The sequence below is a fragment of the Novosphingobium sp. YAF33 genome, from assembly GCF_052113265.1.
Lineage (GTDB): Bacteria > Pseudomonadota > Alphaproteobacteria > Sphingomonadales > Sphingomonadaceae > Novosphingobium.
This window is the reverse complement of sequence record NZ_JBFRCW010000002.1, coordinates 397,213-421,150: the sequence shown is the minus strand read 5'-3', so window position 1 is coordinate 421,150 and position 23,938 is coordinate 397,213. Positions and strand designations below refer to the sequence as shown.

General features: G+C 65.1%; 21 protein-coding genes. 8 read left to right on the top strand and 13 right to left on the bottom strand.

Annotation, left to right across the window (positions count from 1 at the left end; genetic code table 11):
* Positions 1 to 15 precede the first annotated feature (15 nt).
* Genes AB4Z00_RS06040 through AB4Z00_RS06030 form a run of 3 tightly spaced genes read right to left on the bottom strand, consistent with a single transcriptional unit; the run spans position 16 to position 4,665 of the window.
* The gene (locus AB4Z00_RS06040) at positions 16 to 1,446 is read right to left on the bottom strand and encodes an outer membrane beta-barrel protein (protein ID WP_442045310.1); all 1,431 of its coding nucleotides are present in this window, start codon (positions 1,444 to 1,446) and stop codon (positions 16 to 18) included.
* Positions 1,447 to 1,498: 52 nt separating this feature from the next.
* Positions 1,499 to 2,857, bottom strand: coding sequence for an HlyD family type I secretion periplasmic adaptor subunit (locus tag AB4Z00_RS06035; protein WP_442045309.1), 1,359 nt, complete (start codon positions 2,855 to 2,857; stop codon positions 1,499 to 1,501).
* On the bottom strand, positions 2,854 to 4,665 hold the full coding sequence (locus AB4Z00_RS06030; RefSeq protein ID WP_134093435.1) for a type I secretion system permease/ATPase: 1,812 nt from the start codon (positions 4,663 to 4,665) through the stop codon (positions 2,854 to 2,856). Before AB4Z00_RS06030 ends, AB4Z00_RS06035 begins: the two co-directional genes overlap by 4 nt.
* Positions 4,666 to 4,957: 292 nt before the next feature.
* Between AB4Z00_RS06030 and AB4Z00_RS06025 the strand changes: the two genes are divergently transcribed.
* From AB4Z00_RS06025 to AB4Z00_RS06015, 3 genes are all read left to right on the top strand, one after another.
* Positions 4,958 to 6,436, top strand: a complete 1,479-nt coding sequence (locus tag AB4Z00_RS06025) for a TolC family protein (protein ID WP_442045308.1) — start codon at positions 4,958 to 4,960, stop codon at positions 6,434 to 6,436.
* Positions 6,437 to 6,627: 191 nt separating this feature from the next.
* On the top strand, positions 6,628 to 7,140 hold the full coding sequence (locus AB4Z00_RS06020; RefSeq protein ID WP_442045307.1) for an acyltransferase: 513 nt from the start codon (positions 6,628 to 6,630) through the stop codon (positions 7,138 to 7,140).
* A gap of 178 nt (positions 7,141 to 7,318) precedes the next feature.
* Positions 7,319 to 8,221 (top strand): glycosyltransferase family 2 protein, encoded by a 903-nt coding sequence (locus AB4Z00_RS06015; protein ID WP_442045306.1) that lies wholly within the window; start codon positions 7,319 to 7,321, stop codon positions 8,219 to 8,221.
* Positions 8,222 to 8,229: 8 nt separating this feature from the next.
* On the opposite strand, the gene AB4Z00_RS06010 is transcribed toward AB4Z00_RS06015, so the two are convergent.
* The 7 genes from AB4Z00_RS06010 to AB4Z00_RS05980 form a co-directional block, all read right to left on the bottom strand.
* The gene (locus AB4Z00_RS06010; protein WP_442045305.1) at positions 8,230 to 8,574 is read right to left on the bottom strand and encodes a hypothetical protein; all 345 of its coding nucleotides are present in this window, start codon (positions 8,572 to 8,574) and stop codon (positions 8,230 to 8,232) included.
* 20 nt (positions 8,575 to 8,594) lie between these two features.
* The gene (locus AB4Z00_RS06005) at positions 8,595 to 8,885 is read right to left on the bottom strand and encodes a DUF3325 domain-containing protein (RefSeq protein ID WP_442045304.1); all 291 of its coding nucleotides are present in this window, start codon (positions 8,883 to 8,885) and stop codon (positions 8,595 to 8,597) included.
* On the bottom strand, positions 8,882 to 10,447 hold the full coding sequence (locus tag AB4Z00_RS06000; RefSeq protein ID WP_442045303.1) for a PepSY-associated TM helix domain-containing protein: 1,566 nt from the start codon (positions 10,445 to 10,447) through the stop codon (positions 8,882 to 8,884). Before AB4Z00_RS06000 ends, AB4Z00_RS06005 begins: the two co-directional genes overlap by 4 nt.
* A 141-nt stretch (positions 10,448 to 10,588) precedes the next feature.
* The gene (locus AB4Z00_RS05995; protein WP_442045302.1) at positions 10,589 to 13,105 is read right to left on the bottom strand and encodes a TonB-dependent siderophore receptor; all 2,517 of its coding nucleotides are present in this window, start codon (positions 13,103 to 13,105) and stop codon (positions 10,589 to 10,591) included.
* A 174-nt stretch (positions 13,106 to 13,279) separates the two neighbouring features.
* Positions 13,280 to 14,335 carry a FecR family protein gene (locus AB4Z00_RS05990; RefSeq protein ID WP_442045301.1) on the bottom strand — a complete coding sequence of 352 codons (1,056 nt, stop codon included), beginning with the start codon at positions 14,333 to 14,335 and terminating at the stop codon, positions 13,280 to 13,282.
* A gap of 91 nt (positions 14,336 to 14,426) precedes the next feature.
* A complete protein-coding gene (locus AB4Z00_RS05985) occupies positions 14,427 to 14,936 on the bottom strand; it encodes an RNA polymerase sigma factor (protein WP_442045300.1) in 510 nt (169 codons plus the stop codon).
* The gene (locus tag AB4Z00_RS05980) at positions 14,933 to 15,640 is read right to left on the bottom strand and encodes an energy transducer TonB (protein WP_442045299.1); all 708 of its coding nucleotides are present in this window, start codon (positions 15,638 to 15,640) and stop codon (positions 14,933 to 14,935) included. The genes AB4Z00_RS05985 and AB4Z00_RS05980 overlap by 4 nt, the downstream gene beginning before the upstream one ends.
* A gap of 207 nt (positions 15,641 to 15,847) precedes the next feature.
* Between AB4Z00_RS05980 and AB4Z00_RS05975 the strand changes: the two genes are divergently transcribed.
* A complete protein-coding gene (locus AB4Z00_RS05975) occupies positions 15,848 to 16,501 on the top strand; it encodes a DsbA family protein (protein ID WP_442045298.1) in 654 nt (217 codons plus the stop codon).
* A 40-nt stretch (positions 16,502 to 16,541) separates the two neighbouring features.
* Here AB4Z00_RS05975 and AB4Z00_RS05970 read toward each other — a convergent pair whose 3' ends face one another.
* Positions 16,542 to 17,069, bottom strand: coding sequence for a DUF6438 domain-containing protein (locus tag AB4Z00_RS05970; RefSeq protein WP_442045297.1), 528 nt, complete (start codon positions 17,067 to 17,069; stop codon positions 16,542 to 16,544).
* A gap of 275 nt (positions 17,070 to 17,344) precedes the next feature.
* Here AB4Z00_RS05970 and AB4Z00_RS05965 point away from each other — a divergent pair, with 275 nt between their 5' ends.
* Positions 17,345 to 18,301: a response regulator gene (locus AB4Z00_RS05965; RefSeq protein ID WP_442045296.1), complete on the top strand. Its 957-nt coding sequence runs from the start codon at positions 17,345 to 17,347 to the stop codon at positions 18,299 to 18,301.
* A gap of 26 nt (positions 18,302 to 18,327) precedes the next feature.
* Here the strand turns inward: AB4Z00_RS05965 and AB4Z00_RS05960 are convergent, their stop codons facing one another.
* Positions 18,328 to 20,454 carry a DNA/RNA non-specific endonuclease gene (locus AB4Z00_RS05960; protein WP_442045295.1) on the bottom strand — a complete coding sequence of 709 codons (2,127 nt, stop codon included), beginning with the start codon at positions 20,452 to 20,454 and terminating at the stop codon, positions 18,328 to 18,330.
* Between the two features lie 628 nt (positions 20,455 to 21,082).
* Between AB4Z00_RS05960 and AB4Z00_RS05955 the strand changes: the two genes are divergently transcribed.
* Positions 21,083 to 21,385, top strand: a complete 303-nt coding sequence (locus AB4Z00_RS05955; RefSeq protein WP_132267896.1) for a hypothetical protein — start codon at positions 21,083 to 21,085, stop codon at positions 21,383 to 21,385.
* Positions 21,386 to 21,477: 92 nt separating this feature from the next.
* Positions 21,478 to 22,188: a L,D-transpeptidase gene (locus AB4Z00_RS05950; protein ID WP_208324797.1), complete on the top strand. Its 711-nt coding sequence runs from the start codon at positions 21,478 to 21,480 to the stop codon at positions 22,186 to 22,188.
* Between the two features lie 156 nt (positions 22,189 to 22,344).
* On the opposite strand, the gene AB4Z00_RS05945 is transcribed toward AB4Z00_RS05950, so the two are convergent.
* Positions 22,345 to 22,827: a MucR family transcriptional regulator gene (locus AB4Z00_RS05945; protein ID WP_132267893.1), complete on the bottom strand. Its 483-nt coding sequence runs from the start codon at positions 22,825 to 22,827 to the stop codon at positions 22,345 to 22,347.
* Positions 22,828 to 23,078: 251 nt separating this feature from the next.
* Here AB4Z00_RS05945 and AB4Z00_RS05940 point away from each other — a divergent pair, with 251 nt between their 5' ends.
* Positions 23,079 to 23,777 carry a YceI family protein gene (locus tag AB4Z00_RS05940; RefSeq protein ID WP_442045294.1) on the top strand — a complete coding sequence of 233 codons (699 nt, stop codon included), beginning with the start codon at positions 23,079 to 23,081 and terminating at the stop codon, positions 23,775 to 23,777.
* The last annotated feature ends 161 nt before the right edge of the window (positions 23,778 to 23,938 follow it).

Here is a 23,938-nt window from a genome sequence, read left to right as displayed (position 1 = left end):
TGCTGCAATGGCGGGTCATGGCGTTACCGAGATGCCGATCCCCGCGCTGGCGGAGGTGAATGCGCTGACGAGCGGCGTTCCATGGACGGCTTGCCGAATGAAGGTGACGTATCCGCCGAATGACAGCCGCGGGCTGAGCCGATACTCGGTATTGAAGCGAAGTGTCGTCCGATCTGTGCGAGTGTCGACTTCGCGATACTGTCCTCTTTCGTAAGAGGCCGACAGAGCGACGCGCAAGTTGCGAAGGGGATCATAGTATCCGGTCAGGGACATCCGGTCGTTAAGGATGCCTGCGACTTCCCGGAAGCCGCTGTTCTGGAACGAGCGATCGCCTTCAAGGCGGAGCGTCATCAAGGGGGTTACATACCACTGCAGGTCGGCGGCGAAGGTGACGCCGGAAAAGTCGCGATAGATCGGTAGCTCGTAGCGGCGCGACTGATAGCCCACCGCGATCTCGCCGGAGAGTAGCGGCGTCAGCGCGCCCTTCAGTCCGGCAAGGGCCGAGATGCCGCGCGCGTCGCGGCGAGCATCCTTCGCCGAGGCGGTCGAGCGAATATCCGAGACCGATCCCGACGCGAAACCGGAGACAAGGTCCGAGAAGTCATAGCTGATCCTCACGGTTCCGCGGGCGGCTTCCGTATCCCGGAAGGACTCGTCGACTTTTGCGCCGCCCTCGAGTGACAAGGGATCGTAAGTCACGCGCTGGTAGCCCGCAGAGGGGGCAAGGCGGAAGCTGCCGAAGCGCAGGTCGAGACCGAAGGACCCGTCCAGGCGCTGGAAGCTCACCGGCTCCGCGGCGTCGACCGCGGTGCCGACACTGCTGCGCGGCTCTATGAGATGCGCGACACTGGCGGAGGCGGTAATCAGGCCATGGTTCGTAAATTCCACATCGGCCTCGCCGGCCAGGTCGAACTCTTCGCTGTTCTCGGACGTGTACCTTTCGAAACGGCGGATGGTGCTGCCTGCGCGAAAGTCCAGACGATGCGGAGCAAGGTCCGTGGTCACACGGAGAGCGGGCATCACGAAAAGCGTGGCATCGGATCGTGCGTCGCGGCGATTGAACACGTTGCTGGAATAGCCGCCGACCACCGAGACGATTGGTTGGATAGCGAAAACTCCGGCGCGAACGGGCTGCGGGACGAGTTCGGGCTCGACGCGCGCGCCGGCAGCATCGTCTCGATCGAGCTGGGGCGAAATGACGATCGACGTGCCGGAACCTATGGCCTGTGCGAAAGACAGGCTCGGCCATAGCGCCATGCCGCACGTCACCAGGCCTCCGATCATATGGCGCATCAACAGGGGCCTTGTTTCATGCAAGCGCATCGAATGCGGAGCTTGTCCGCGTTCGGAAGTAGCGCCCTGCAAGGGGAGCGGTTTGGCGGGCGATGGATTTGGGAAAGTGCTGAGAGGCAGTGTTGAACAGCTATCGGAACGGTCGGTCTTCACTGAGTAAATTCTTAAGATGTCCTCAGTGAAACCTTGCATCCTTCATACGCGATTACTCTCGCAGTGCGCGTCTGAATTGATCCGAAAGGGGGCGAATTATGTATTGCAGAATGGTTCTCTGTTCCGTTTGAATGAACACTTCGACCGGCATACCCACGGAAATGCGCGCGTTTCCAAGTTTGCGAAATTCTGCGTCCGAAATGGCGATAGTCACAGGATAGAAAGTGTTGTTGGTGGCCGTGTCCACGGTGCGATCGGCGGCAACCTGCGTGACCTTTCCTGCCAGCTCGGGCGTCGTGCGGGCATTCAGCGCCGTGAAGCGCAAGTGTGCCGTTTGCCCCCTGGATACCTTGTCGATGTCGGTCAGGCGGACATGGCCACGAACGACCAGGTGATCGTGCGAAGGAACGATCTCCATCAATGTTTCTCCGGCGCGCACCACACTGCCGATTGTCCGCGTCTGCAGCTTGTCGACAGTTCCATCCTGCGGCGCGCGGATTACGGTTCGGTCGTTCTGATCGCTGGCGGCCACGCTCTCCTTGCGAAGATCCGCGATGGCGCCTTGCACTTGCGCCAGTTCAAGCGCTGCCTCGCTGCGGGCGGTGCTTTCCACCGAGACGATCTGGGCGCGTAGCTCGGCAATCCTGGCCCAGGTTTCGGCAATGCCGGATCGGGCGGTGGACTGCTGCGCTTCCACGCCCACCGCAGATCGTTCCAGCGCATTGAGCCGGTCCAGCGTCGTCAGCCTGCTCTCGTAGAGTTCGCGGGTCTGCTGCAATTCCTGCCGAACCAGGGCGGACTGACGCTGATAGGCGCCGGCCTGGCTGCTGAACGAGGCGATCTCGGCCTGGGTCTGCGCGATGCGGGCACGAAGCTGGCCCACCTGGTCGCGTCTTGCCGCATTGGCCAATCGAAAGCTGCGGCGCTCGTCCGCCAGGATCGTGCGGACGCCGGGGTCGCCGGCCTGCTTGTCCTCCAGCTCCCGGGGAAAGTCGATGTCTCCGGCGCCTGCCTGAACCGCGCGCAGCCTCGCCGCCTTGGCGAGGAGCTGGTTCAGGCTGAGCCCGGTGTATTCCGCCACGGCACCGGAAACCCTGCTGTCGAGTCGGATCAGGGGCTGCCCTTGGCGCACCGCATCACCGTCCTTCACCAGGATTTGCGCGACCACGCCGCCGAAGGGGTGGGAAAGCTCCTTAACATGCGATTCCACCGTCACTTCTCCCGGCGCGATCACCGCGCCAGCCATCGGCAGGAAGGTGATCAACGCGCCAAGGCCCAGCACCAATACGGCGATGGAGATCAGGCCCAGGCGGACGAGCTGTGACAGTCCAGGATCTGCAGCGCATGTAGCAGTCTGCGAAAGTGCGAGAGGGCGCGGGGCAGGGTGCAGCGGATGCGTGGCGGGGATCATTCCTTGATCTCCACGACAACGGCGGGGCTTTCAGTCGCTGCCTCGACATTCGCCGGTGTAAGGTGGTTTCGGGCGCCTGCGCTCGGCGCTTCAGGGCCTCCGCTCTTCTCCAGCGGGCGAGGTGGCCGCATGCGCTTTTCGAATTCGGCGCGCGTTTCGAAGCGTTCGATGCGGCCGCCGTTCATCACCATGATGTGGCTGACATTGGCAACCACGCTGGGCCTGTGCGCGACGACGATCACGATGCCCCCTCTCTCGCGAATGCCCTTGATCGCCGTGCCCAATGCCGCTTCGCCTTCGTGATCGAGGTTGCTGTTCGGCTCATCGAGGATGACGAGGAAGGGGTTTCCGTAAATGGCGCGGGCAAGCGCGATGCGTTGCTGCTGCCCCGCAGACAGGCCTCCGCCCTGTGGGCCGATCCTGTAATCGTATCCGCCCTCCAGGCGGACGATCAGTTCGTGGCAATCCGCCGCCTGCGCTGCCTGGATGATGGCATCGCGGTCCGGCGGCTCCCGAAAGCGGGCGATATTCTGTGCGATCGTGCCTTCGAACAATTCGATAGCCTGGGGCACATAGCCCACGATGTCCGCGATCTGGTCTGCCGGCCATTGATCCAGCGTCGCACCGTCGAGCCGCACCGAACCGCGAAGCGCTGGCCAGACCCCGCAGAGCACGCGGGCCAGCGAGGTCTTTCCCGATCCGCTGCGACCGACGACGGCCAGCGCGTCTCCGGCCGATAGCGTGAAGGACACTTCCGCCAGCGTGATGCGCTGCGAGCCGGGTGGGGCTGCCGTAACGGCCTTCGCTTCGAGATCGCGTTGGGGCTGCGGGAGACCCAAAGGCTCGATCCTGTTCGGCAGCGCTTCGAAGAGCTCCTTCATCCGCGCGAGCGCCAGACGGGCGGCAATCATGCCTTTCCAGTTGGAGATCACCTGCTCCACCGGCGCCAGCGCTCTGGCCGAAAGAATCGAGCCGGCGATGATCACGCCGCCGGTTGCGCTGCCTTCGATCACGAGGAAGGCGCCCAGTGCCAGCGTGGCCGATTGCAGGAACATGCGGAAGGACTTGGTCAGGCCGCTGAGCGTGCTTGAAATGTACGAAAACCGGTCGTTTGCCTGGAGGTATTCGGCCTCCAGCACATCCCATTGTTGCCGGCGGGCGCTCGCCATGCCCAAGGCCTTGAGCGTTTCGGCGTTACGCCGCGTGGTCTCCGCCAGGCCGTATCGGCTGGCAGAGGTTCGCATGGTGGCTTGCGCCAGTGGCGCCGTGATGCGGTTGTTGACAAGCATCAGAGCGACCAGGACGCCGACTCCCGCCAGCGAAAGCAGGCCGATGCTCCAGTGGAACACGCTGAGCACGAGCAAATAGACGACGATCCAGGGCAGATCGAGAATGGCAAGCGGCCCTGGCCCCGAGAGATAGGCGCGCACGGTTTCCACGTCGCGCACGATCTGCGTGCCCTGGGGCATGGCGCCGCGGGAGAGTTCGTAGCGGGAAATCACGTCGAGCACCCGGTCGCTCACCGATTTCAGGAAGAAAGATCCAAGGTGGACCATGATGCGGCCGCGCGTCACGTCGAGCAGGGCCTGGAACCCATAAGCCACGATCACCAGCGCCAGCAGGCTGACAAGCGAAGGGACGCTGCGACTGGGGAGCACATCGTCGTAGACCAGCAGCATGAAGAAGGAGCCGGAGAGGAGCAGCACGTTGTAGATGCTGCTGATTGCCAGAACCGGCACGAGGGCCTTCTTGAGCGGCGCCAGAGCAGCCGCAAGCTCGGGAGAAAGGCGGATGGCGAAAATGGTCATGGCCTTCCTGCCCTGCTGCAGGACGATCCCGCCCTTGGTTCGGAACGCATCTTTTCACCCCAACCTTGCATCGCCGATTTCCCCGCAGAGATCCCGGCGGCCGACTGCGCCGAGTGAGCCTCACGCAATTGCGTCCTGTCTGGAACTATCTCTCGCTGCATTAGAACAGGGCGGCGGGTAGACCTCCAGTCGGATTAGATCAGTTTTGGCGCGTTCCACTGTGAACCACGCGCAGGATCATGCCATGTATAGGGGGTAATACTTGGAGAAGTGGAGCAGAAGCCGATGGTTGTTGGCTGTCCTCTGCCTTGGCGGCGGTCACAGCGCCTATGCGGAGACGCTGGAGGATGCGTTGGGAGACGCCTATCGAAACAATCCGGCACTGGTGGGCGCGCGTGACATGAGCAGCGCTGCGGACGAAGGCGTCAATCATGCCCATGCAGCATATGGGCCCAGCCTGAGCCTGTCCGTGCAGCATGAATATACGGATGCGCGCATTCGGGGCGGCGTTTTTCCCTTACATGACGAGGGCTTTGGCACGACGGGCGAACTGGCATTGTCGCAGCCGCTCTTCACATCCGGAAGGCTGTCCGCGGCGGTCGATGCCGCCACCGCGAACAAGTTTGCCGTTCACGCGCGGTTGGAGGAGGCCAGCCAGCGGACGATTGCCGATGTCGTGACGGCCTATGTCTTCCTGCAGCGTGACATGGAACTCTACGGCGTGGCTGCGGAGATCTATGATCTGCTGCTCAGGCAGCGCGACCAGACGGTTTCGCGCTATCGCCTGCGCGATTCCACGGCGCCGGATGTCGATCAGACCTTGAACCGGCTCGAACTGGCAGCGGGGCGCGTCATTTCCGCGCGGGCGGCCGTTCAGGCCAGTGCCGCGCGCTATAGGAACCTTGTTGGGCACTATCCGGACGAACTCTTGCCCGTGCCTGCCTTGCCCGATCTGCCGGTATTGGAGACGCTCTATACCGAGGGGGAGGCGTACAGCCCGTCACTGGCGGCGTTCAAGTTTGCCGAGGTTCAGTCCCGCGCTGCCGTCGCGGCGGCGCGGGCCGAGATGATGCCTCAGGTCGGCGCTTATGCGTCCGCGCTGCGCGCACCGATCACGCCCTATCAGAACAGCTATCGGCAAGAGGCGGTCTCGGCCGGGGTGCGATTGACGATGCCGCTCTATAGCGGGGGGCAAATGTCGTCGGCCTTGCGCGCGGCGAAGGACCGCAACCTGGCGGATCAGCAATTCGTGGAGCAGGCCAGGCGCGACATGCGCGAGCAGCTTGCTGCCGATTGGGCGCTGCTGGAGGCGGCCCAGGCGTCGCTGCCGCGCTTCGACGCCGCAGTGTCCGCTGCCGAGCGCGCAGTGGAAGGCGTGAAGCGGCAGGAGACGGCGGGAATTCGCACTCTTCGCGACGTTCTGGACGTGACGAACGACTTGCTGTCGGCACGGACGGCGGCTGTCCAGGCGCGGGCCGAGGCTTACGTGCTGCGCGTCGATGTGCTGCGCGACGCCGGCATTCTGACGATCGGCATGTTCTCTCGTGAGCGTCCTTATGATCCGGACAGTCGCTTGCGCTGGGGCGGAAGATTGGCAGGCTTGCCGCTACGCCCTCTGCTTGAACCGCTGGACCGGCTGGCAAGCCACGGTTCCGTGCCGGTGGCGCGGGTGCAACTGGAGTATTCGCTGAATTTCGAAGGGTTGAAAGAGGCGCCGCTGCAACCGGTCTCGCAAGGTTCGGAGGCCGAAGGGCAGGGCCGCGGGCAATAGAGGGGGCTGCGCCGTTTCGGATCGATCTGCGCATGGATGCAACGGTAGTGGAGCTATCCACCTCTTGTCGTCGCTGCGGGGAAGGAACAGGTTCGCGGCGTCGCTGGTGCCTTTCGGTCGAGCGAGGTTGATGCGCGATATTCTCCGTTCCCGACGATCTCAATTCCGGGCAATCTCAAAGGGATGCGTTCATGTGGAGGGAAGCGATCTTCCTGTGGCTTGCAAACCATCTGCCGCAAGGGCGGATCGGCACGCGGGCGCGTCACGAGGCGCTTCGATGGGCGGGCCTGAAGCTGTCGCCCAAGGTGATCGTGATGGGGCCGGTCAGGATTACGCCGCCGGGCACGGGCGGGCAGGTGAGGATAGGATCGCGGTCGTTCCTCAACACCAACGTCCGGTTCGGGGGGCAGGGCGGCGTTACTATCGGGCGGTTCGCCCAGATCGCACCGAACGTGTCGTTCGAGACGAGTTCGCATGAACTTGCCTTCGAAGATGGCCGCAGCAGGGCGCCGGTGACGGCACCGGTCGTGGTGCAGGATCACGTCTGGATCGGTACGGGGGCGATCATCCTGCCGGGGGTGACCATAGGACGCGGGGCCGTGGTTGCGGCGGGCGCTGTCGTCGCGCGCGACGTACCGCCTAAGACTTTGGTGGGCGGCGTACCCGCGCGGATCCTGCGCAACGTTGACGAGCTTACGGCGTGACAGATCGTTGCAGCTTTGCGGGGTGGCAGGATCGCCTCATGGCAGAGCAGCTGCCTATCGGAGAAGGAACCCGGGCTGGCCTTGGCCTGGGGCTCAAATCGAACGGATGCGCCAAAAGTCGTGCCGATGGCTGGGTGCTGACGATCCAAGCAAGGGCCGGAAAACGGAGAGCGAGCGCATGAATGCGATCAACGATGGCGAGCACCTCAGCGTGGCTGTCGTGGTGGCCAGCCTTGGCCGGCCGCAACTCGTGGCGCAGATGCACCAGCTCATGCTGGAGCAATCCTGCCCACCCGATGTGCTGGTGTTCTCGGTCGTTGGCGAAGGAGACATTCCCGAAGGCTATGACGACCGGCAGGATCTGCACGTTCTTCGTGGGAGCAAGGGGCTCTGCGCCCAGCGGAACCGCGCGCTGGATTGGCTGGCCGACGACTATGATCTCATCGTCTTTTACGATGACGATTTCGTGCCCTCGAGGGACAGTGTCGATCGGATCAAGCGGTTCTTTGCCGCTCACCCGGAGGTCGTGGGGGCGACGGGCAATGTCATTCGCGATGGCATAAAGGGGCCGGGCATATCCTTCGAACTGGCAAAGGACCTGATCGCCGGGCACGAGAAGAAAGACTTCAGCCCCAATTGCATCGTCACCAGCCTTGAGGGGCTCTACGGTTGCAACATGGTCTATCGCGCCTCGGCCATTGGCTCATGCCGGTTCGACGAGCGGCTGCGGCTCTACGGCTGGCAGGAAGACGTCGACTTCGCCGCCTCGCTGTCGTCGCGGGGGCGGATCGTCAAGACTTTTGCCTTTTCCGGGGTGCATCAGGGCGTGAAATATGGCCGTACTTCGGGCGTCCGGCTCGGCTATTCGCAAGTCGTCAATCCGCTTTATCTGGTGCGAAAGGGCACGATGTCGCGCAGCTTCGCGGCGAGGCTGATCGTGCGCAACGTGCTGGCCAATCATCTCAAGACCTTCAAGCCCGAGCCGTGGATTGACCGTGCCGGACGCATGAAGGGCAACTGGATCGCCTTCCGGGACCTGATGCTCGGCAGACTGATGCCGGAGAGGATCGAGGCGCTCTAGAGGAGGGGCTAGGCAGCCGGCATCAGCAGCCGGGCAAGAAGCATCAGCGGCAGGGCTGCCGCGGTCAGGCCGAGCCAGGCGCGCAGGGCGCTTTTCGCGTGGAACACGGTCATGGCCACGACGGCGAAGAGGGCATAGCTCCCCAGGGTCGCGGCCGTGACGGCTTCCGCCCGATTCATGCCGAACGCAGCCAGAATGAGGGAGATGGCAACCGTGGCGAGGGCGGTGACGCCATAGGCGCCCAGCGTTCCTGCCAGCGTTCGCGCCGCTACCGACCAGCGGTAGCGGGCGGCTTCGCCGGGCATGAGCAAGCGGACGCCGGATAGGGAAAGACGGGAAGGGGCCTTGGGCATGACGGGGTCCTTCGGTTCCATTATCGGCGCCACCGGGCAAGGATGCGCTCGCGATTGGTCTGGGCGGTAAGGGTGATGGCGGCGCCGGCCGAGAGCCATCCGCACCAGGCGACAGTGCCGTAGCCCCAGCCCAGGCCTTGCCCTGCCAGGGCGAAGCCGGCTGCGAGCAGGGCCAGTCCGCCCAGTTTCAGCAGGCGGCTCGTGCTTGGCGGCAACTTGCGTCGCAGCCAGTCCTGTTGATGGCGCGGCATCGCCATGAGCAGGAGCGCGAAGCCTGCCAGCGAAAGGAGCGGCGTGGCGAGATGGATCATGCGGCGGCCTCCACAGGGGGGCGCTGCTTGCGCGCCGGTGCCGGACGGGGCTTGTGGCTGGCGACCTTGCGGGCCGTGAAAGCGAAGCCTGCGGCCAGGGCCAGCATGGTCAAATCGAAGGCCGCGAAAGTCCAGTCTGCGCTGGGCAGGCTCTGGAGMAGCCCGCGCGTGGTCGTCATTTGGTTGAGCAGTGGCACGGCGGCGAAAAGCGCGGAGCAGGCGGCCAGCGTTTCGACCCATGCCCGCTTGGCCGGACGGGAAAACGCCCAGACCAGGGAGCCGCCCCAGGCGATGAACAACGCGTTGACTTCCCAGTCCGCGCGGTGGGCCATGGCTTGCGGCAGCAGCCGGTTGGCGATGAAATAGGCGGCGATACCGAGCGGGGCACCGGCGATGAAACCGATGTTCAGTCGCTCGACCAGTCGGAAACCGAAGTGGGGGCGGGCGGGGTCGGGCAACTTGGCGCGCCGCTTGACGCACCACAGGCAGAGGCCGGTCGCGGCCATGGCGGTGCCGCCGAGCCCGGAAAGGAAGTAGAGCCAGCGCAGGCCGTAGCCGGCGAACCAGGCGGTGTGAAGGTCCACCATCACGCGGTGGGTCGCCGTGGCGCCGCCGGGCGCGGCGCGGGTGGAGGGCAGGACCCTGCCGCTCGCGCCGTCGAGGTAGAGTGTGTTGAGGCGGTCGTCTTTCCAGTCTTCGCGGCGGGCGTAGAGGGAGGCCGTGGCGGCGGCGTCTCCGGGGTTGTCGATGCCGACGTAGCTGGGCACGCTGCCGCGCCACTCCCGGCCTGCCACGGCGACCATCTGTGCGAGCGGGACCGTGGCCGCAGGCATGCCGCTGGCTTCGCGTTCGGGGCTGGAGGCAAAGACGCTGCGGTAGAATTCCTGCCGGTCCGGGAAGTTGGCGGAGATTGCCCAGGGCATCAACGTGAACAGCAGGGTCGCTAGGCCGGTGTACGTGATCATCAGATGGAACGGCAGGACCAGCACGGCCGTGGCGTTGTGCGCGTCCAGCCAGCTGCGCTGCCCCTTGCCGAAGCGCATCATGAAGAAGTCGGTGAAGATCTTCTTGTGAGTCACCACGCCGGAAAGAATCGCGACCAGCATGGCGAGCGCCGCCACGCAGACGAGATAGCGCGCCCAACTGACCGGCATGTAGTGGAGATCGAAATGGAAGCGGTAGAGAAAGAAACCGCCCTTCGTCTCGCGAAGCTGGATCTCCTGGCCGGTTTCGGGGTCCAGAACCAGGGACGTCCGATCGTGCCGGTCGGCACCCGGCATCCGCCACGAAAGACTGAGGCCGCTGCCGCCGCGGGGCGAGGGCATGGAAACGGACCAGCTCTCCGCGCCCGCCCCCCGCGCCCGCAGCGCCGCATCTGCCGAGGCCAGGGCGCGCGGCGTCACTTGCGTGCCGGACGAGAGTTCGGGGCGCATCCAGGCGTCGATCTCGTTCTGGAAGAACGCCGCCGTCCCGAACACGAAGATGACGTAGAGCACCCATCCGGGAACGAGCCCCACCCAGGTGTGCAGCCATGCCATCGATTGGCGCAAGCCCTGCTTCATGACGGTATCACTCTTGTTTCGTCCCCGATTGCAGCGCGTCGCGGCCTGCAGCCGGTCGCGGGGAATGGGAATTGGCGCGATGCACGCAGGCGCCGGAGCGCGCCTGCGTGCATCGCTTTCAGCGGATTTCCGGAAGGAGGGTCAGAACCCGAACTTCATCGAGAACGCCACGTTGCGCGGGATGCCGAGCTGGCTGGTGGTGATCCAGTAGTTCTTGTCGGTCAGGTTGGTGGCGCTGAGATCGAAGCGCACGGCGTGGCCGTCGATGCGCGTGGCGTAGTGCAGGCCAAGGTCGAAGACCGTGTTGCCCTGAATCTCCTGAAGATTGGCGGCGTCCTTGTACATCTTGCCCGAGTGATAGGCACCGGCGCTGACGGAAAGGCCGGGAACCACGGGGATGGCGTAGTCGAGGTAGATCTTGGCCAGCATGTCGCTCACCCCGGTGGGGCGCTTGCCGGCGAGAGCGGCATTGGTGGCCTTCTTCACCGCAAGGTCCATGATCGATCCGCCCACCAGGACGGACAGGTTGCCGGTGACATGGCCGGTCGCGGTCAGCTCGATGCCCTTGTGCACCTGCAATCCGTCCTGGTTGATGGTGATCTTGCCGTCTGAAGACCGGTCCTCGTAGGAATTGGCCTTTTCGATCCGGTAGATCGCGGCGGTGATCAGCAGCGCATCGATCGGCGCATATTTGGCGCCAAGCTCGACCTGTTTGGAGATGAACGGCTTCAGAATCTGCCCGGGATTGTTGTAAAGCGTGGCATCGTCGGGAACGGTCGATCCCTGTTCCAGGCCCTGCATGTAGCTGGCGTAAGTCGTCACGCGCGGCACCGGCTTGAACACCAGCGAGACGGTCGGCGTATAGGCGGTCTTGTCGTAGCCCGACGAGACAGCGCCCGTGGCCGTGTAGTTCTTCGAGACCAGCGTGGTGCGGTTCACGCCGACCAGCGCGCCGAACTGTTCGGTGAACTGGATGTCGTCGCCAAGGACCACATTGGTGTTCTTCGAGAAGGCTGACCGATAGAGAGCGCCCCAATCGTATGTATTGAGCGCATCGGGCATGGCCCAGGTCATGAGATCGTTGGGATCGGTGTAGGCCGGGGACTGCACCGCGCTGACGGAGCTGACGACATGCCGCTTCACGCGCAGCACGTCTCCCGAGACGCCCAGGGTTAGACGGTGCCGGATGCCGCCGGTATGGAATTCGCTGTCGAGATAGGCATAGGCGCCCTGCGCGATGTTGTAGGAGGGCGCGCTGCGCGAGGGCCAGCCGTTCACGAAGCCGGAATCCGCGAAGAAGGCGGGATAGATGTTGAGCGATTCCTGGGCGTCGCGCTTGTAGATGTAAGCGGTTCTCAGGCTGAAGGTATCGTCGATCTTCCACTTGGCGTTGACGCCGATCCGGTCGGTCTTGACCTGGAGAAAGGTCCAGGGCGGCGTGTAGGTCTGGTCGTTTTCGAGCGGGTCGATCCAGTAGTTCAGCGCGCCGTAGCTGCTGTTCGCATAGGCGTAGAAGCGGGAATCGATGCCGTCGATACGGTAGTAGGTATGCGCGCCCTCGACCTGGACGAGGAGGTTTGGAGTGACGTTCCAGTCCACTGCCCCGCTGATCAGCGTCCGCGCGATGTTCTGGTTCTTCTTGGCGGTTTCGCCGTCCTGATAGGCGACGTTCAGCCGATAGGCGAGCACGCCGTCCGCGTCGATCCGGTTGCCCATGTCGAGGTGCGCGAAGAACTGCTCGTTGCCGTAATTGCCCAGGGTCACGTCCATGGTGCGGCTGTAGGTGGGGCGCTTGAGCACATAGTTGGTGACGCCGCCCGGATTGCCCGCGCCGTACATGAAGCCGGACAGGCCGTTCATGATCTCGACCTGCTGCAATTCCTCCATTGAGATGCCGGTAAGGGTGGAGGAGAGGCGCAGCCCGTCGACCACGCCCTTCTGGGAATCGAAGCCGCGGATCGTGACGTAAGGCGTGCCGTAGACCGTGGACGGCGCCGAGTTCTGGACCACCGGGTTCATCTTGAACATCTGGTCCATGCTGGAAGCGACGACGTTCTCGATCAGGTCGCTCGACGTGACGTTGATCGAATAGGGCGTGTCGACGATGGCCTTGCCGCCCCAGGGACCGGTGCTGGCGGCGACGTCGATCTGCTGGTTGTGGCCAGTGACGAGGATCGGCGAATTGCGTCCGGCGCGTTCGTCCTCGTCATAGTCCGCTGCATTCCCTTCGTCCGTGCCGGCCGCCAGGGCGGTGGCGGCGCGGCCTTCGACTTCCAGGGTGTCGAGCGTCATCGCGCCGGTCGTGGCGCGGCCGATGGTGACGGCATCGGCGCCCGTCGTGCGCGGGACCAGGCCGGTGCCCGAGAGCAACCGGGCCAGGGCGTCGCGCCAAGGCATCTGGCCGGCGAGGCCGGAACTGGTGCGGCCCTGCGTCAGCGCGGCATCGTAGTTGAGCTGCAAGCCGCTCTGTTCGGCAAAACGGTTCAGGGCATCGCTCAGCGTTCCGGCGGGAATTGCATAGGCATGCGTCTCTCCGGAAGCCTGCGCCGCTGCGGGTGCTGCGAACAGCGTGGCGCCGCTCGTCATTGCCGTACCCGCAAGCAAAGCCGCGGCCATCAGGCGCGCGCCATCGCGGCGATTCCCCATCTTCTCGATCATTGAACGTGTTCCCTCACTGCTCGTTTTGAGGCGCGCATTATGCTGTTGCGACGCATTCTCAGAACCAAGACGGAGTTCGGAGGTAAATGACGACCAGGGCGGTGAAATTTTTTCTGCCCGGTCGCGCTGAGTCAGGTGCGCCCTGGTCCAGCCCAGCCCGACCAGATCCGCGCCTCAGCGGTGAAGCACGATCAGGCGGCTGGACAGGCGGAACGAGGCGAGGCCCAGGCTTCGCTCGATGCTGTCGATCGCGGCGAGCGGGTGGTCGAGGTCGTAGACGCCGCTTACCCGCATCGTGGCGGCGGGGCCGGTTACGCCGATGTAGCCGTGCCGATAGCGCGCGATTTCCGATACGACTTCGCCCAGCGGCCGGTCGACCACCACCAGCCGTCCGCGTGTCCAGGCGGTGGCGCCGCTGCCGGCCGGTTCGACCGGGCCGAGCCGGTCCGCCGCGAAATCGGCGCGCTGCCCTTCGCCGACGACGTGCGAGCGGCCTTGCCCGGCCACCCGGACCCGGTGCTCGGTCACGACGATCTCGGCGTGCTTGCCGCTATCGCGTATGGCGAAGACCGTGCCGAGCGCGGTGGCGCTGCCGCCCGCCGCCGCCACCGTGAAGGGCCGGGCGCGGTCCGGTGCGACCCGGAACTCGGCCGCGCCAGCCAGGAGCCGCACGCCGCGCCGGGCGGGGGAAAAGTCCAGAGCAATGGCCGAGCCGCTGTCGAGTTCGACGGTCGAACCATCTTCCAGCGCGACAGTTTTCCGCTCGCCGATAGCAGTGGCATAGTCCGCCTGCAGCCACGTCGCCCAGTCCTGCACCGTGCCCAGCACGACCAGCGCGAGCGAAGCGGCCAAGGCAGCGCTTGTGCGGATGGCATGTTTGCGCGGGCGAGGCGCCGTACTCCGGCCGCGTGCTGCCCAGCGTTTATGGGGGCGTTGGCGCGGGGAGGGCAGGGCGGATTGCGGTGGCGCCCGTTCCAGGCTCTCCGCTGCCGGCCGCGGCGCCTCCCGCTCGGTCGACATCGCCGGTTCGCCGTCCAGGATGCCCCAAAGCACTTCCATCCGCTCGAAAGCCCGCCGATGCGCGGGCTCGGCGCGCCAGGCGTCGAAAGCGCGGATCTCTTCGGGCGAGAGGTCGCCCCCGTCGCGGCGCACTATCCAATCGGCCGCCGTCTCGGCAAGGGAGCGCGGAATCGCGGGGTTCTCGGTAGGAGTTGCCGGGGTCTCGTTCACGGCAGGGTCCCTTTCGCGAGCGGCTTCGATTCCCATGACGCAGCCGGCGGGTAAAACACGACATCGCACCCCGTTCTTTTCGGGTTTCGCATCATCCTGCCTCGTCGATTTCGCCAAGACGCGCGGCCAGCACGAGCAGGGCGTGGCGCAGCTGTTTCTCCACTGCGCCGCGGGTAATGCCGAAGCGGGCGGCGATCTCTGCCTGATCGAGACCATCGAATTTGCGCAAGGCAAAGATCTCGCGGCAACGGGGCGGCAGGTCCTCCACGAGTTCCAGCACCAGCCGCAGCCGGTCTTGCGCCAGGGCGTGGCGTTCGGGCGAGGGGGTATCGTCCGCCACGACCGCGCCTGCCTCCTCGCCGGCCAGCCAGGGCATCCATTTTCGCCGGTCGCGCGCGCGGTCGTTCACAAGGTTGCGGGCCACGCGGTAGAGGAAGGCGCGCGGATTCTCGACCGTGCCGGCGCGCAGCGAGGGAATGGCCCGCGCCCAGGTTTCCTGCACGATGTCGGCGGCGGCGGGCGGCGAATCCACCAGCGAGCCGACATAGGCCGCCAGCGACTTGTGATAGTGGTCGAAGATGCCCGCGTCCGTGCCGCTCATGGCGCCGATGCCGTGGCCGTGCGGGGCGGCGTCCGGTCCTCGATCAGGAAGGACACCGGCATGGTGATGGCCAGTTCGTCCGGCAGGGCATCGGGGATCGCGGGGAAGGGGGCGGCACGGCTGACGATCTCGGCGGCCGCGCGGTCGAGTTCGGCGCGGCCGGTGCCGGAGACGAGAGTGGCATCGAGCAGGCGCCCGCTGCGTTCGATGCGGAAGAGAACGGCGCCATCGCCCTGCCATCCGGCGCGAAGCGCGGCATCGGGATAGCGGCGGCTCTCCTCCAGCCGGGCCATGATCGCCCGGCGATAGGCCTGCGTGACTTGCGCCAGATCCGTGTCGCGTCCGCCCTGCTCGCCCGCAGGAGCGGCCTCGCCCGGATCCTGCGACAGGGCAGCGGCGGGCGCCGTGCGCGGGTGATCGGCCTTCACCGGCAGCAGGGCCGCCTTCTCCGGCCTTTCCGCCGCGCCGGAGCGGAGCCTGTCATGCGGCAGGTCCTGCGCGCGCAGCGTGAAAGTGGGCAGCGTGGCCGGGACCGTGCGGTCCTGACGGCCTGCGTTCTGCCAGGAGAGCGCCACCGCCGCCACGGCCACGGCGACCAGATGCAGCGCCCCGGTCACGCCCAATGCCACGACCCGCACCGAGCGGGTATTTCCCCGAGGCGCGGAAGCAGCGTGGAACGCGGGGTCGGGACGCGGCGCGGTCATGCTTCGGCCCTGTATAATATTGCGAATGGTTTGCAACAAACTATTTGGCAGGGTTTGCCAGACACCGCCGGGCCAAACACCGCCGGTCCTTCGGCGCGGGGCGTGCGCGGCACATTCGGGGTGGCATTCCCGCCGCGCACCTGCTTCTAGGGCGGTTTACGATCTAAGGGTCTGGCGCGCCGCGTGCCGCCATCGAAGGAACTGGGAATGATGAAATGGCAGGCTCGGGGTCTGACCCGGATCGCAGCGGCATGGATGGCCTGGGCGGCGCTGGCGCTCGGCCTTGGCGCGGTCTCKGTTCAACCTGCCTTCGCCGCGCCGGACGGGCGCGCGGCCCTGCTCAAATCGCTGCAGGACGATCCGGCGATTCCGAGCGTGGCCCCGGCCGGTTACGACGTCACCATCGTCGTCTTCTCCGACTACCAGTGCCCCTATTGCCGCAAGCTCCACGTTTCGCTGAAGCAGTTCCTGCAGCAGGACAAGAAGGTACGCGTGGTCTATCGCGACTGGCCGATCTTCGGGGCGCCCTCCATCGAGGCGGCCCGCGCGGCACTGGCGTCGCGCTATCAGGGCAAGCACGCCGCCTTCAACGATGCGCTGATGGAAACCAGCGGGCGGCTCGATTCCCAGGCCATCCAGCTTGCCGCCCAGCGAGCCGGGGTCGACCGCAAGCGCCTCAATGCGGACCTGGCCGCGCACAAGGCCGATATCGACGCCGCGCTGGCCCGCACCGCCCGGCTGGCCGAGGGCATGGACCTGACCGGAACGCCGGCCATGGTCATCGGCTCCTACCTGCTACCCGGCGCGGCGACGGCCGAAATGCTGGTCAAGGCCGTGGAGATCGCGCGCAAGCCCGCCTGAGCCCCAGCCTGACCTGAGGCTCAGGCAGGGCATCCGGCGATCAGCCCCTCGATTCGCCCGGCCGGGTGATCTGCTTCGCCCAGTCCTCGATCCCCAGCCGCGCGGGTACCTCTTGCAGCAGGCCGTCCAGCGCCTGACCCGGCCCGCCCCGGCAACCGCGCTGGTGGCGGGCCACGGTCTTGCCGCCACGCGGATCGGTCCAGGTGATGGTATACGTGGACGTGTCGCTGATCGCCGCCTCACATTCGACGGTGGCCGTCGTTCCGGTCTGCGGACGATAGGGCGCGAGATCGGCGGCCAGGGCGCGGTAGCTCGCCTCGCCTGCGGCGCGCTGGCGCTCGCCCAGCACCATGGTGTGGCGCATGCCGTTGAACGTGACCGCGCCGGTGGGGGCGATGGCCGCTTCGTAGACCGGGCAGAAGCCGAAGCAGGGGCCGACCGAGATGGCGATGGTTTCCGCCTCGCCTGTCGCTGCGGGGGCTGCGCCGTCCTGCGGCAAAGTCGCGCAGGCGCCCAGCAACACGGCGCTTGCGAGCCCGAGATGATGCCATGCCTTGAAAATCGTCACCGGGTCAGACTCCTTGTTTCATCGCCCGCGAATGCAGCGATCCCGATTGCAAGACGGAGCCGCGCGCATCCGGCCTTGGCGAAGCGTACACTTTTGCGAATAGCCGCCGTTTTACGCGCGACCTTGCGACAAGACTGTAGCGACGAAGATGATCGCAAGATGAATTCTTGCGATTCTTTCGTTGCAGATAACCTAGATTGTCGCCGCGCCGTTCGTTTCTCCTATGTGCCGCCGCGGGGCAACGGGCCCGAAAGTCGCCAGAGAAAAACGGTTACATGACGTTGGATGCGATGTTGGGGAGGGACGATGCCGTCCTGGTCCTCGATCTTGATGAAGACTCCAAATCCCAGTGCCTCGCCGAAGTCCGGCGCCTTGGTTTCAACAGCATTTCCGCCGCCGACGCGCGCGAGGCTCATGCCTTGCTGGAGCGCGGCGAGGCGGGCGTCGCCGTGGTCGACAGCGGCTTTCCCGGCACGGGAGAGCTGTCTTTCGTCGACGCGCTTGCCCGCGAGAATCCCTATGGGCGGGGGCAGGGCAGGGGCGCGCCGAAAGTGATTCTCACCGCCGCGCGGCCGAGCAAGGAACTCGTGCTGACGGCCTTGCGCGCCTCCGTGGTGGACCTGCTGGAAAAGCCGCTCGTGCCCGACAGCCTCGCCCGTGCCCTGCGCCGGGCCATGAAAGGCGTGCCGGGGGGCGGGGCGTCATTGTCCGATCGCCTGCTCGATCTGTCGCGCGATCTCAACCGCGTGGCCGGGCTGATCGAACCGCGCAAGGCGGCGCCACGTGCTGCACCGGGCACCGCGGCATCCTGCCCGGCGCCGATGTCCGGCCTTGCTCTCGAGGAACCGGCTCGGTCGGAATCCCCGTCCATGGCGCTGCCCGAATATCTCCGCGGCCTGCTGCGCGACGCGGCGATCCGGCGCGCGATCGGCGGCGGAGAGCTGTTCGGCGATCCCGCCTGGGAAATGCTGCTGGACCTGTTGCTGGCCCGGTTCGAGGATCGCAAGGTTTCCGTTACCAGCGCCTGCATTGCATCGGGTGCGCCGATGACGACCGCGCTTCGCCTGGTGCGGCGGCTGGTGGAGCAGGGTGTTCTCGTTCGTTATCCCGATGCGCTGGACCGGCGGCGGGAGTTTCTGACGCTGCATCCTTCGGTGGCCGAGGCGCTGGTGGACTATGTGCGCGGCGAATGCCCCCCTGGCGCCCTTACGCTTCAATCGCCCTCGCGCTGAAAGTTCGGCGGCAAGGCAATGGCCGATCAGGCATCCGCGTGCTGGTCGATCTCCGCCAGGGCCGCCAGGTCCAGCCAGCCGCGCAGTTCGCGGGCGATGGCGCTGACCGGCTTCCAGGCCGCCAGCCAGTTGTCGGTGACGTGGAATTCCTGCTCGGTCACGGCGTGGGCGTCCTGTTCCAGGATGAAGCCATAGGCCTTGAATCCGGCGTCGTCCCGGACCACGACGATCTTCCAGAACCGGTCCGGGATCTGGATCCGTGCCTGGCCGGCCGCGTCCTTGCCGTGAAACCACCGGTCGGCAGCGCCGAAGATCGGGCCGGCGAAGATGCAGGCCGCTTCGGTGTCCTGCCGGGTGACGGCGGCGATCGCGATCTCCAGGTCGCCCCAATTGTCCTGCCCGGCAGCGCCCTGGTTGAAGGCCTTGGTCTGCGGCGAGCAATTGGTGACATGGAACGTGTCGCCATTGGCCATCTGGATTTCGTCGAAGTGCTCGCCCCAGCATACGTCATCGCGGCGGACGATATGGCCCTTGTCGAAGGCGCCGCGGTCTTCGGTGTAGAACACGTCCGGCAACTGGTAGCGGGAATCGAGGCGGGGGTCCTCGGCCCAGAGTTCCGCGAAATTGCGGTTCGGCGGCCAGCCGGCCAGGGAAGCGCGGGTCGTCGCCCGGCCGTCGACGATTTTCGCGCGCTTGCGCCAGTCGACATTGGCGGCGGTGTAGAGCGCCAGCCGCCGCTCCTTGTGCATCCAGATGGAGAAATGCCGGTAGCGCAGTTCGGGGTCGTCGCCTTCCAGCAGGGGCGCGAGCACCGCCTTGCCCGCCTCGGAGACGAAGGGCGCGGGCACCGGAACCGCGCCGCCCAGGAAGAGCGGATCGAAACCGGGCCTTTCGCTGAGCCCGTCATGGATCAGCGGCGTGCGCATCTCGTAGGCTTCCGCCTCGATGCCCCCGAATGTTGTGGGCGCGGCGGGTGAGATGGAGGCGCTGCCGGCCCCGATCGAGATTCGCAACTTGAGCGGAATGACGATGCCTGTTCCGTCCATCGGCGTCCGGTCCATCGGCGTCCCGTCCAGCGGCGGGTTGGCTGGCGTTGGGATGGCCGCCTCGACAGCATCCGGTGTGCGCCATTCGCTCTCCAGACGCGGCGCCGCGCCGGGCGCAATGGCGGTCTGCTCGTCGAGAGCCCGGATCGTGCTCGACATCACGTCGCCGCCGCGCATGGCCGCTTCCACCTCGGCCAGGCGTGCCGGCCAGTTCGCGCGCACGCCTTCCAGGAGGCTGCGGCTGATCCGGCTGATGCGGAAGCCGACATTGGCTTCCCAGATCACGTCGCTCTCGCTCAATCCCTCCAGCGTCTCGGCGGTGCCGCCGGTCGCCAGGACATAGCCGCCGCCTTCGCGCCGGATCCGGCCATTGGCATGAAGCGCGACCAGTTGCAGGCTGTCGTTGAACACGGGTGAGCCGGACGATCCGTGGGCCGTGTCGGCCTTGTACCAGAGATAGGGCTCATCCTCGGCAGCGCGGACCACCTCGTTTTCGCGCAGGGCGATCTGCATCGGCACGCCGTCCGGATGCTGAAGGAGAGTGACGAAATCGCCCTCCTTGGCCTTGCCGCTCTCGGGGATCATGCGAAGATAGCCGCGCCGGCTGATTTCCGCGCCCGCCAGCGACCGGGGCACCACGGCCACTGCCGCATAGTCGAGATCGGGGTCGCTTACATAGAGCAGGCCCGGGTTCAGGTCGTATTCGTCCGGCTCGCTGGGGCGATTGCCGGAAACGTCGAACCAGTAGTCGAAGCCGATGCGCGAATTCGCAACCGATGCGGCATTCGGGAAGACGTGGTGGTTGGTGAGAATCACGCCGGGCGCGATCAGGAAGCCGGTCGCCCATCCCTGCCGGCCGCCGCCCTGGACCCGGATGCGGCCGACGCAGCGGCGCGCCATCATGCAGCGGTCGAGGAAGTTGACGTCGAGCAGATCGTTCTGCCCAAGCAGCGCCTCCTGTTCGAGCGGCGTCGCGGTCTGGCCGTCGGCGGTGAGAAACCTGAACCGCTTGGCGACCAGACTGGCCGAGGGCGCCCCGGCAGGCACCGGATCGGCGGCCGGCGCTTCCGGCGCGAACTTGGCAAGATCGATGGCACTCAGTTTCATGACGGGCCTTTCGCTGTCATCCTATCGGTGCAGGGCTTCGCGAATATTACAGGCCTATCCCCGCCTTGCATTTCCCGTTGCAGCAGAGATCGGGACCCGGCCCATTGCCGAAGTCATGGCCTCTGGTTCGCAGGCGATACTTGGGATGCCGCCTGTCATTCTGCCGCACATCGAGAAGCATCGCAATTCGCCGTCGCGTTCGCGCGCGATAGCCTCGCTGCTTACTGCAACTTCGCGCCGCCTGTCCTGCAAACGACCCTAGTAAAAACCCCAAGGCGGGGCCGGAGCGCAACCTTAACGTGTCCACTTTCGTTCATATCGTGTCCATCCTCGCCCGTTCATACCGCGCCTAACAACGAGGCCCGGAATTGCGGCCCGAGGGAGGAAGTCATGTCTGGAGCCGAGCGCCGCAGCGCTTCGGAGCCCAAGCATGCGTTTACAAAAAATCTGCTGAATACAAGTATTTCTGATGTGTCGGGAACAATTGGTGATGTGCGTTCTTGGGCGTTCAAGTACCTATTGGCATCAATTCAACTGACGCCATGCACATTCGAACAGAATCATATTGTCGAACCGCCGCGCCTGCGCTTGGGAAAATGGGTTGAAACTAACCAATTGGAGAAAATCCATGTCGCCGTCTATGACGAAACTTGCCCCCGCTGTCGTAATGCTGGTAGGCGCTCTGGGTCTGGGTGGCTGCGCTACCAAGGGTTTCGTGCGCGAACAGGTCGCGGTTGTTAACCAACGGGTCGACGGTCTCGAAACCAAGCTGCAGGCCACCGACACCACGGCACAGCAGGCCCTCTCCGAAGCGCAGGCCGCTTCCGGTCAGGCTCAGCAGAATGGCCAGCGTCTGGACCAGCTGAACGCCCGTGTCGACGGTGTCGAGCAGCAGCTCCAGCAGGCCCAGCGCAAGCGCGCCCGCAACTGAGGTCGCCTTTCGGCCCCGAATGATATAGAATCCTGACGTTCCCGCGTCGGCGCTCTTCTGGCGCCGACCGTTTCCCTGAGTGCTATACGAAAATGATTAATGTTCTCCCGGCGCTTGCTGGATTGGCGCTTCTTGCTGCCGTGCCCGCGGGTGCGGCGCAAAGCGCACCGGCAGAGGCGCCGTCGCAGGCGGACGACTCCGACAAACCGGAGGCGCCCGCAGAGGCGAAGGCTGGAAGATCGGACGAGGCCACGCGCGTCGCCGACTGGATCGCCTCGTCGGGGGACAACCGGTCGTTGCCCTATGTCATCGTCGACAAGAAGGCCGCCAGGGCCTATTTGTTCAGCGCAAAGGGCAAGGCACTCAGCGATGCGCCGGTCCTGATCGGCGTAGCCCTTGGTGACGAGGCCACACCCGGCATCGGCACCAAGTCCCTTTCCGAAATCGGCCCGGCAGAGCGCACCACGCCTGCCGGCCGCTTCCTGGCGAAGTTCGGATTGGCGGCAGGAAACCACAAGGTTCTCTGGGTCGACTATGCGACTTCCGTGGCGCTCCACACGATCCCCGTAGGAAACCCGAAGGAAAAGCGACGCGAACGGATGTTGTCCAAGACTATCGAGGACAATCGCATCACGTTCGGATGCATCAATGTCCCCAAGGTCTTCTACAACAAGGGGGTCCAGCCCCTGTTCCAGAAGAAGGGTGGGTACGTATACGTACTACCGGACATCAAGCCGCTGGAAGAGGTCTTCCCTCGCCTGCGGGTCCAGCCCTTTCTGGAGGCTGCCGCAGCCTCGTCCTGAGGCTGCAGGTCCGGGGATTGCCCGGCTAAAACGAAAAAGCCGCTTCGAGCCTTTCGAAGCGGCTTTTTTGTCGTCCGGGATGGAAAGGTTCGGCGCGAAACGGGAAAGGGGACACCCCCGTTTCTGGCCGACCGCCAGCCTTTCGTTACTGGCCGGTCATTCGCCTTCGGCGGCGACGACGGCTTTCTTGCGCGGAGCCTTCTTCGGCTTGGCAGGCGCCTTTTCGGCAACCTTTTCCGCCTCTTCCACCTGCGGCTTGCGGCCCAGGCCGATCTTGTGTGCCAGTTCCTTGCGGCGCTGGGCATATTCGGGCGCCACCAGCGGATAATCGGCCGGCAGATTCCAGCGGGCACGATAATCGTCCGGCGAGAGCCCGTGGTCGGTCATGAGATGGCGCTTGAGCATCTTCAGCTTCTCGCCGCACTCCAGGCACGTCACCGTATCCGGCTTGACCGAAGAGCGAACCGAAACGGCTGGCTTGCGCTGTTCCTCGACCGGCTCGGGCGCCTGACCGAGCTTCGCGAGCGAGCCATATACGGCCTGGATCAGCGACGGCAGGCGGTCTGCCTCCACCGAATTGTTGCTGACATGCGCCGTGATGATATCGGCGGCGAGTTCAAGAAGAGCTTCATTGACCATAGTATCGTGCATACCCGTTTCGTTTGACGCTTCCCCCGACCTGTCTTGAGCACTACAAATGCCTTCGCGCAAGTCTTTCGATATTTGATACGCATCGAATTTTTCCGAATGATACGTTTGAGACAGCTATTCGCGTCCGGCGTTCTTGTCACACGCCATGAATTGCCACCAAAACAGCCATAAATGGTTTTGACACGCCGTGGCGTGCGCGGCAGCATCTCACCGAACAACAGACTCACCGGGGAACCTGCATGCGACGCACTCTGGCTCTTTCCGCCGCCTTCGGCCTTGCTGCAGTTGCTGCCGCCCTGACCACCGCGCCGATACTGGCCCAGGGCGGCGGCTCCAGGACCCAGTCGGCGCAAGCACCCGCGATGGAAGCTCCCGGCAAGCGCGACGCCAGCCTCGTTCGCGCCGGTACCTACCAGGCCGATCCCGATCACACTCTGGTCGAATGGCAGGTTGGTCACCTCGGCTTCTCGCCCTATTTCGGACTGTTCGGCGACATTACCGGCACATTGCAGATCGATCCCAAGGCGCCCGAGAAGGCCAGCGTCTCGGTGACGATACCTGTCGCGAAAGTGACCACGGCCAGTGCCGGCCTTACGGCGCATCTCCTGGCCAAGCCCAAGGAAGCCGGCGGAAAGGCAGACTTTTTCGGGCCCACGCCTGCTGACGCAACGTTCGTCTCCACTGCCGTGAAGCGCAAGGGCGCGGATGAAGCGGACGTGACGGGCAACCTCACGCTGAACGGCATAACTCGACCGGTCACACTGGCGGCGCGCTTCTACGGCGCAGGTTCGATGCCGCCGCAGATGGGCGGCGGCGATAACGTCGGGTTCGAGGCCACGACCAAAATCAAGCGCAGCGATTTCGGCCTGGGATTCGGTGTGCCGATGGTATCAGACGAAGTGCAACTGAAGATCGCGGCTGCCTTCACGCACAAATAGCCCGAACTTTACGGCAAGATGCCGAACTGATCGCCGAATGTCCCGCTAGGGGCAAATATCCGGGTGGGCGACAGAGCAATTATTACAGAATAATGACGCTTACAGAAATTAAATCTCTGACAAGATTAGTTTTTGTTAGCCATTAGGGCGTAGCCGCACCA

Excerpts from the sequence above, each read along its gene's own strand:
- AB4Z00_RS06010 (WP_442045305.1), bottom strand. The coding sequence starts at position 8,574 with ATGCCCAAGGCCCCTTCCCGTCTTTCCCTATCCGGCGTCCGCTTGCTC.
- AB4Z00_RS05980 (WP_442045299.1), bottom strand. The coding sequence starts at position 15,640 with ATGACCGCGCCGCGTCCCGACCCCGCGTTCCACGCTGCTTCCGCGCCT.
- AB4Z00_RS05945 (WP_132267893.1), bottom strand. The coding sequence starts at position 22,827 with ATGGTCAATGAAGCTCTTCTTGAACTCGCCGCCGATATCATCACGGCG.
- AB4Z00_RS06005 (WP_442045304.1), bottom strand. The coding sequence starts at position 8,885 with ATGATCCATCTCGCCACGCCGCTCCTTTCGCTGGCAGGCTTCGCGCTC.
- AB4Z00_RS06020 (WP_442045307.1), top strand. The coding sequence starts at position 6,628 with ATGTGGAGGGAAGCGATCTTCCTGTGGCTTGCAAACCATCTGCCGCAA.
- AB4Z00_RS05940 (WP_442045294.1), top strand. The coding sequence starts at position 23,079 with ATGCGACGCACTCTGGCTCTTTCCGCCGCCTTCGGCCTTGCTGCAGTT.
- AB4Z00_RS05995 (WP_442045302.1), bottom strand. The coding sequence starts at position 13,105 with ATGATCGAGAAGATGGGGAATCGCCGCGATGGCGCGCGCCTGATGGCC.
- AB4Z00_RS06030 (WP_134093435.1), bottom strand. The coding sequence starts at position 4,665 with ATGACCATTTTCGCCATCCGCCTTTCTCCCGAGCTTGCGGCTGCTCTG.
- AB4Z00_RS06015 (WP_442045306.1), top strand. The coding sequence starts at position 7,319 with ATGAATGCGATCAACGATGGCGAGCACCTCAGCGTGGCTGTCGTGGTG.
- AB4Z00_RS06035 (WP_442045309.1), bottom strand. The coding sequence starts at position 2,857 with ATGATCCCCGCCACGCATCCGCTGCACCCTGCCCCGCGCCCTCTCGCA.
- AB4Z00_RS05960 (WP_442045295.1), bottom strand. The coding sequence starts at position 20,454 with ATGAAACTGAGTGCCATCGATCTTGCCAAGTTCGCGCCGGAAGCGCCG.
- AB4Z00_RS05985 (WP_442045300.1), bottom strand. The coding sequence starts at position 14,936 with ATGAGCGGCACGGACGCGGGCATCTTCGACCACTATCACAAGTCGCTG.
- AB4Z00_RS05955 (WP_132267896.1), top strand. The coding sequence starts at position 21,083 with ATGTCGCCGTCTATGACGAAACTTGCCCCCGCTGTCGTAATGCTGGTA.
- AB4Z00_RS05950 (WP_208324797.1), top strand. The coding sequence starts at position 21,478 with ATGATTAATGTTCTCCCGGCGCTTGCTGGATTGGCGCTTCTTGCTGCC.
- AB4Z00_RS05965 (WP_442045296.1), top strand. The coding sequence starts at position 17,345 with ATGACGTTGGATGCGATGTTGGGGAGGGACGATGCCGTCCTGGTCCTC.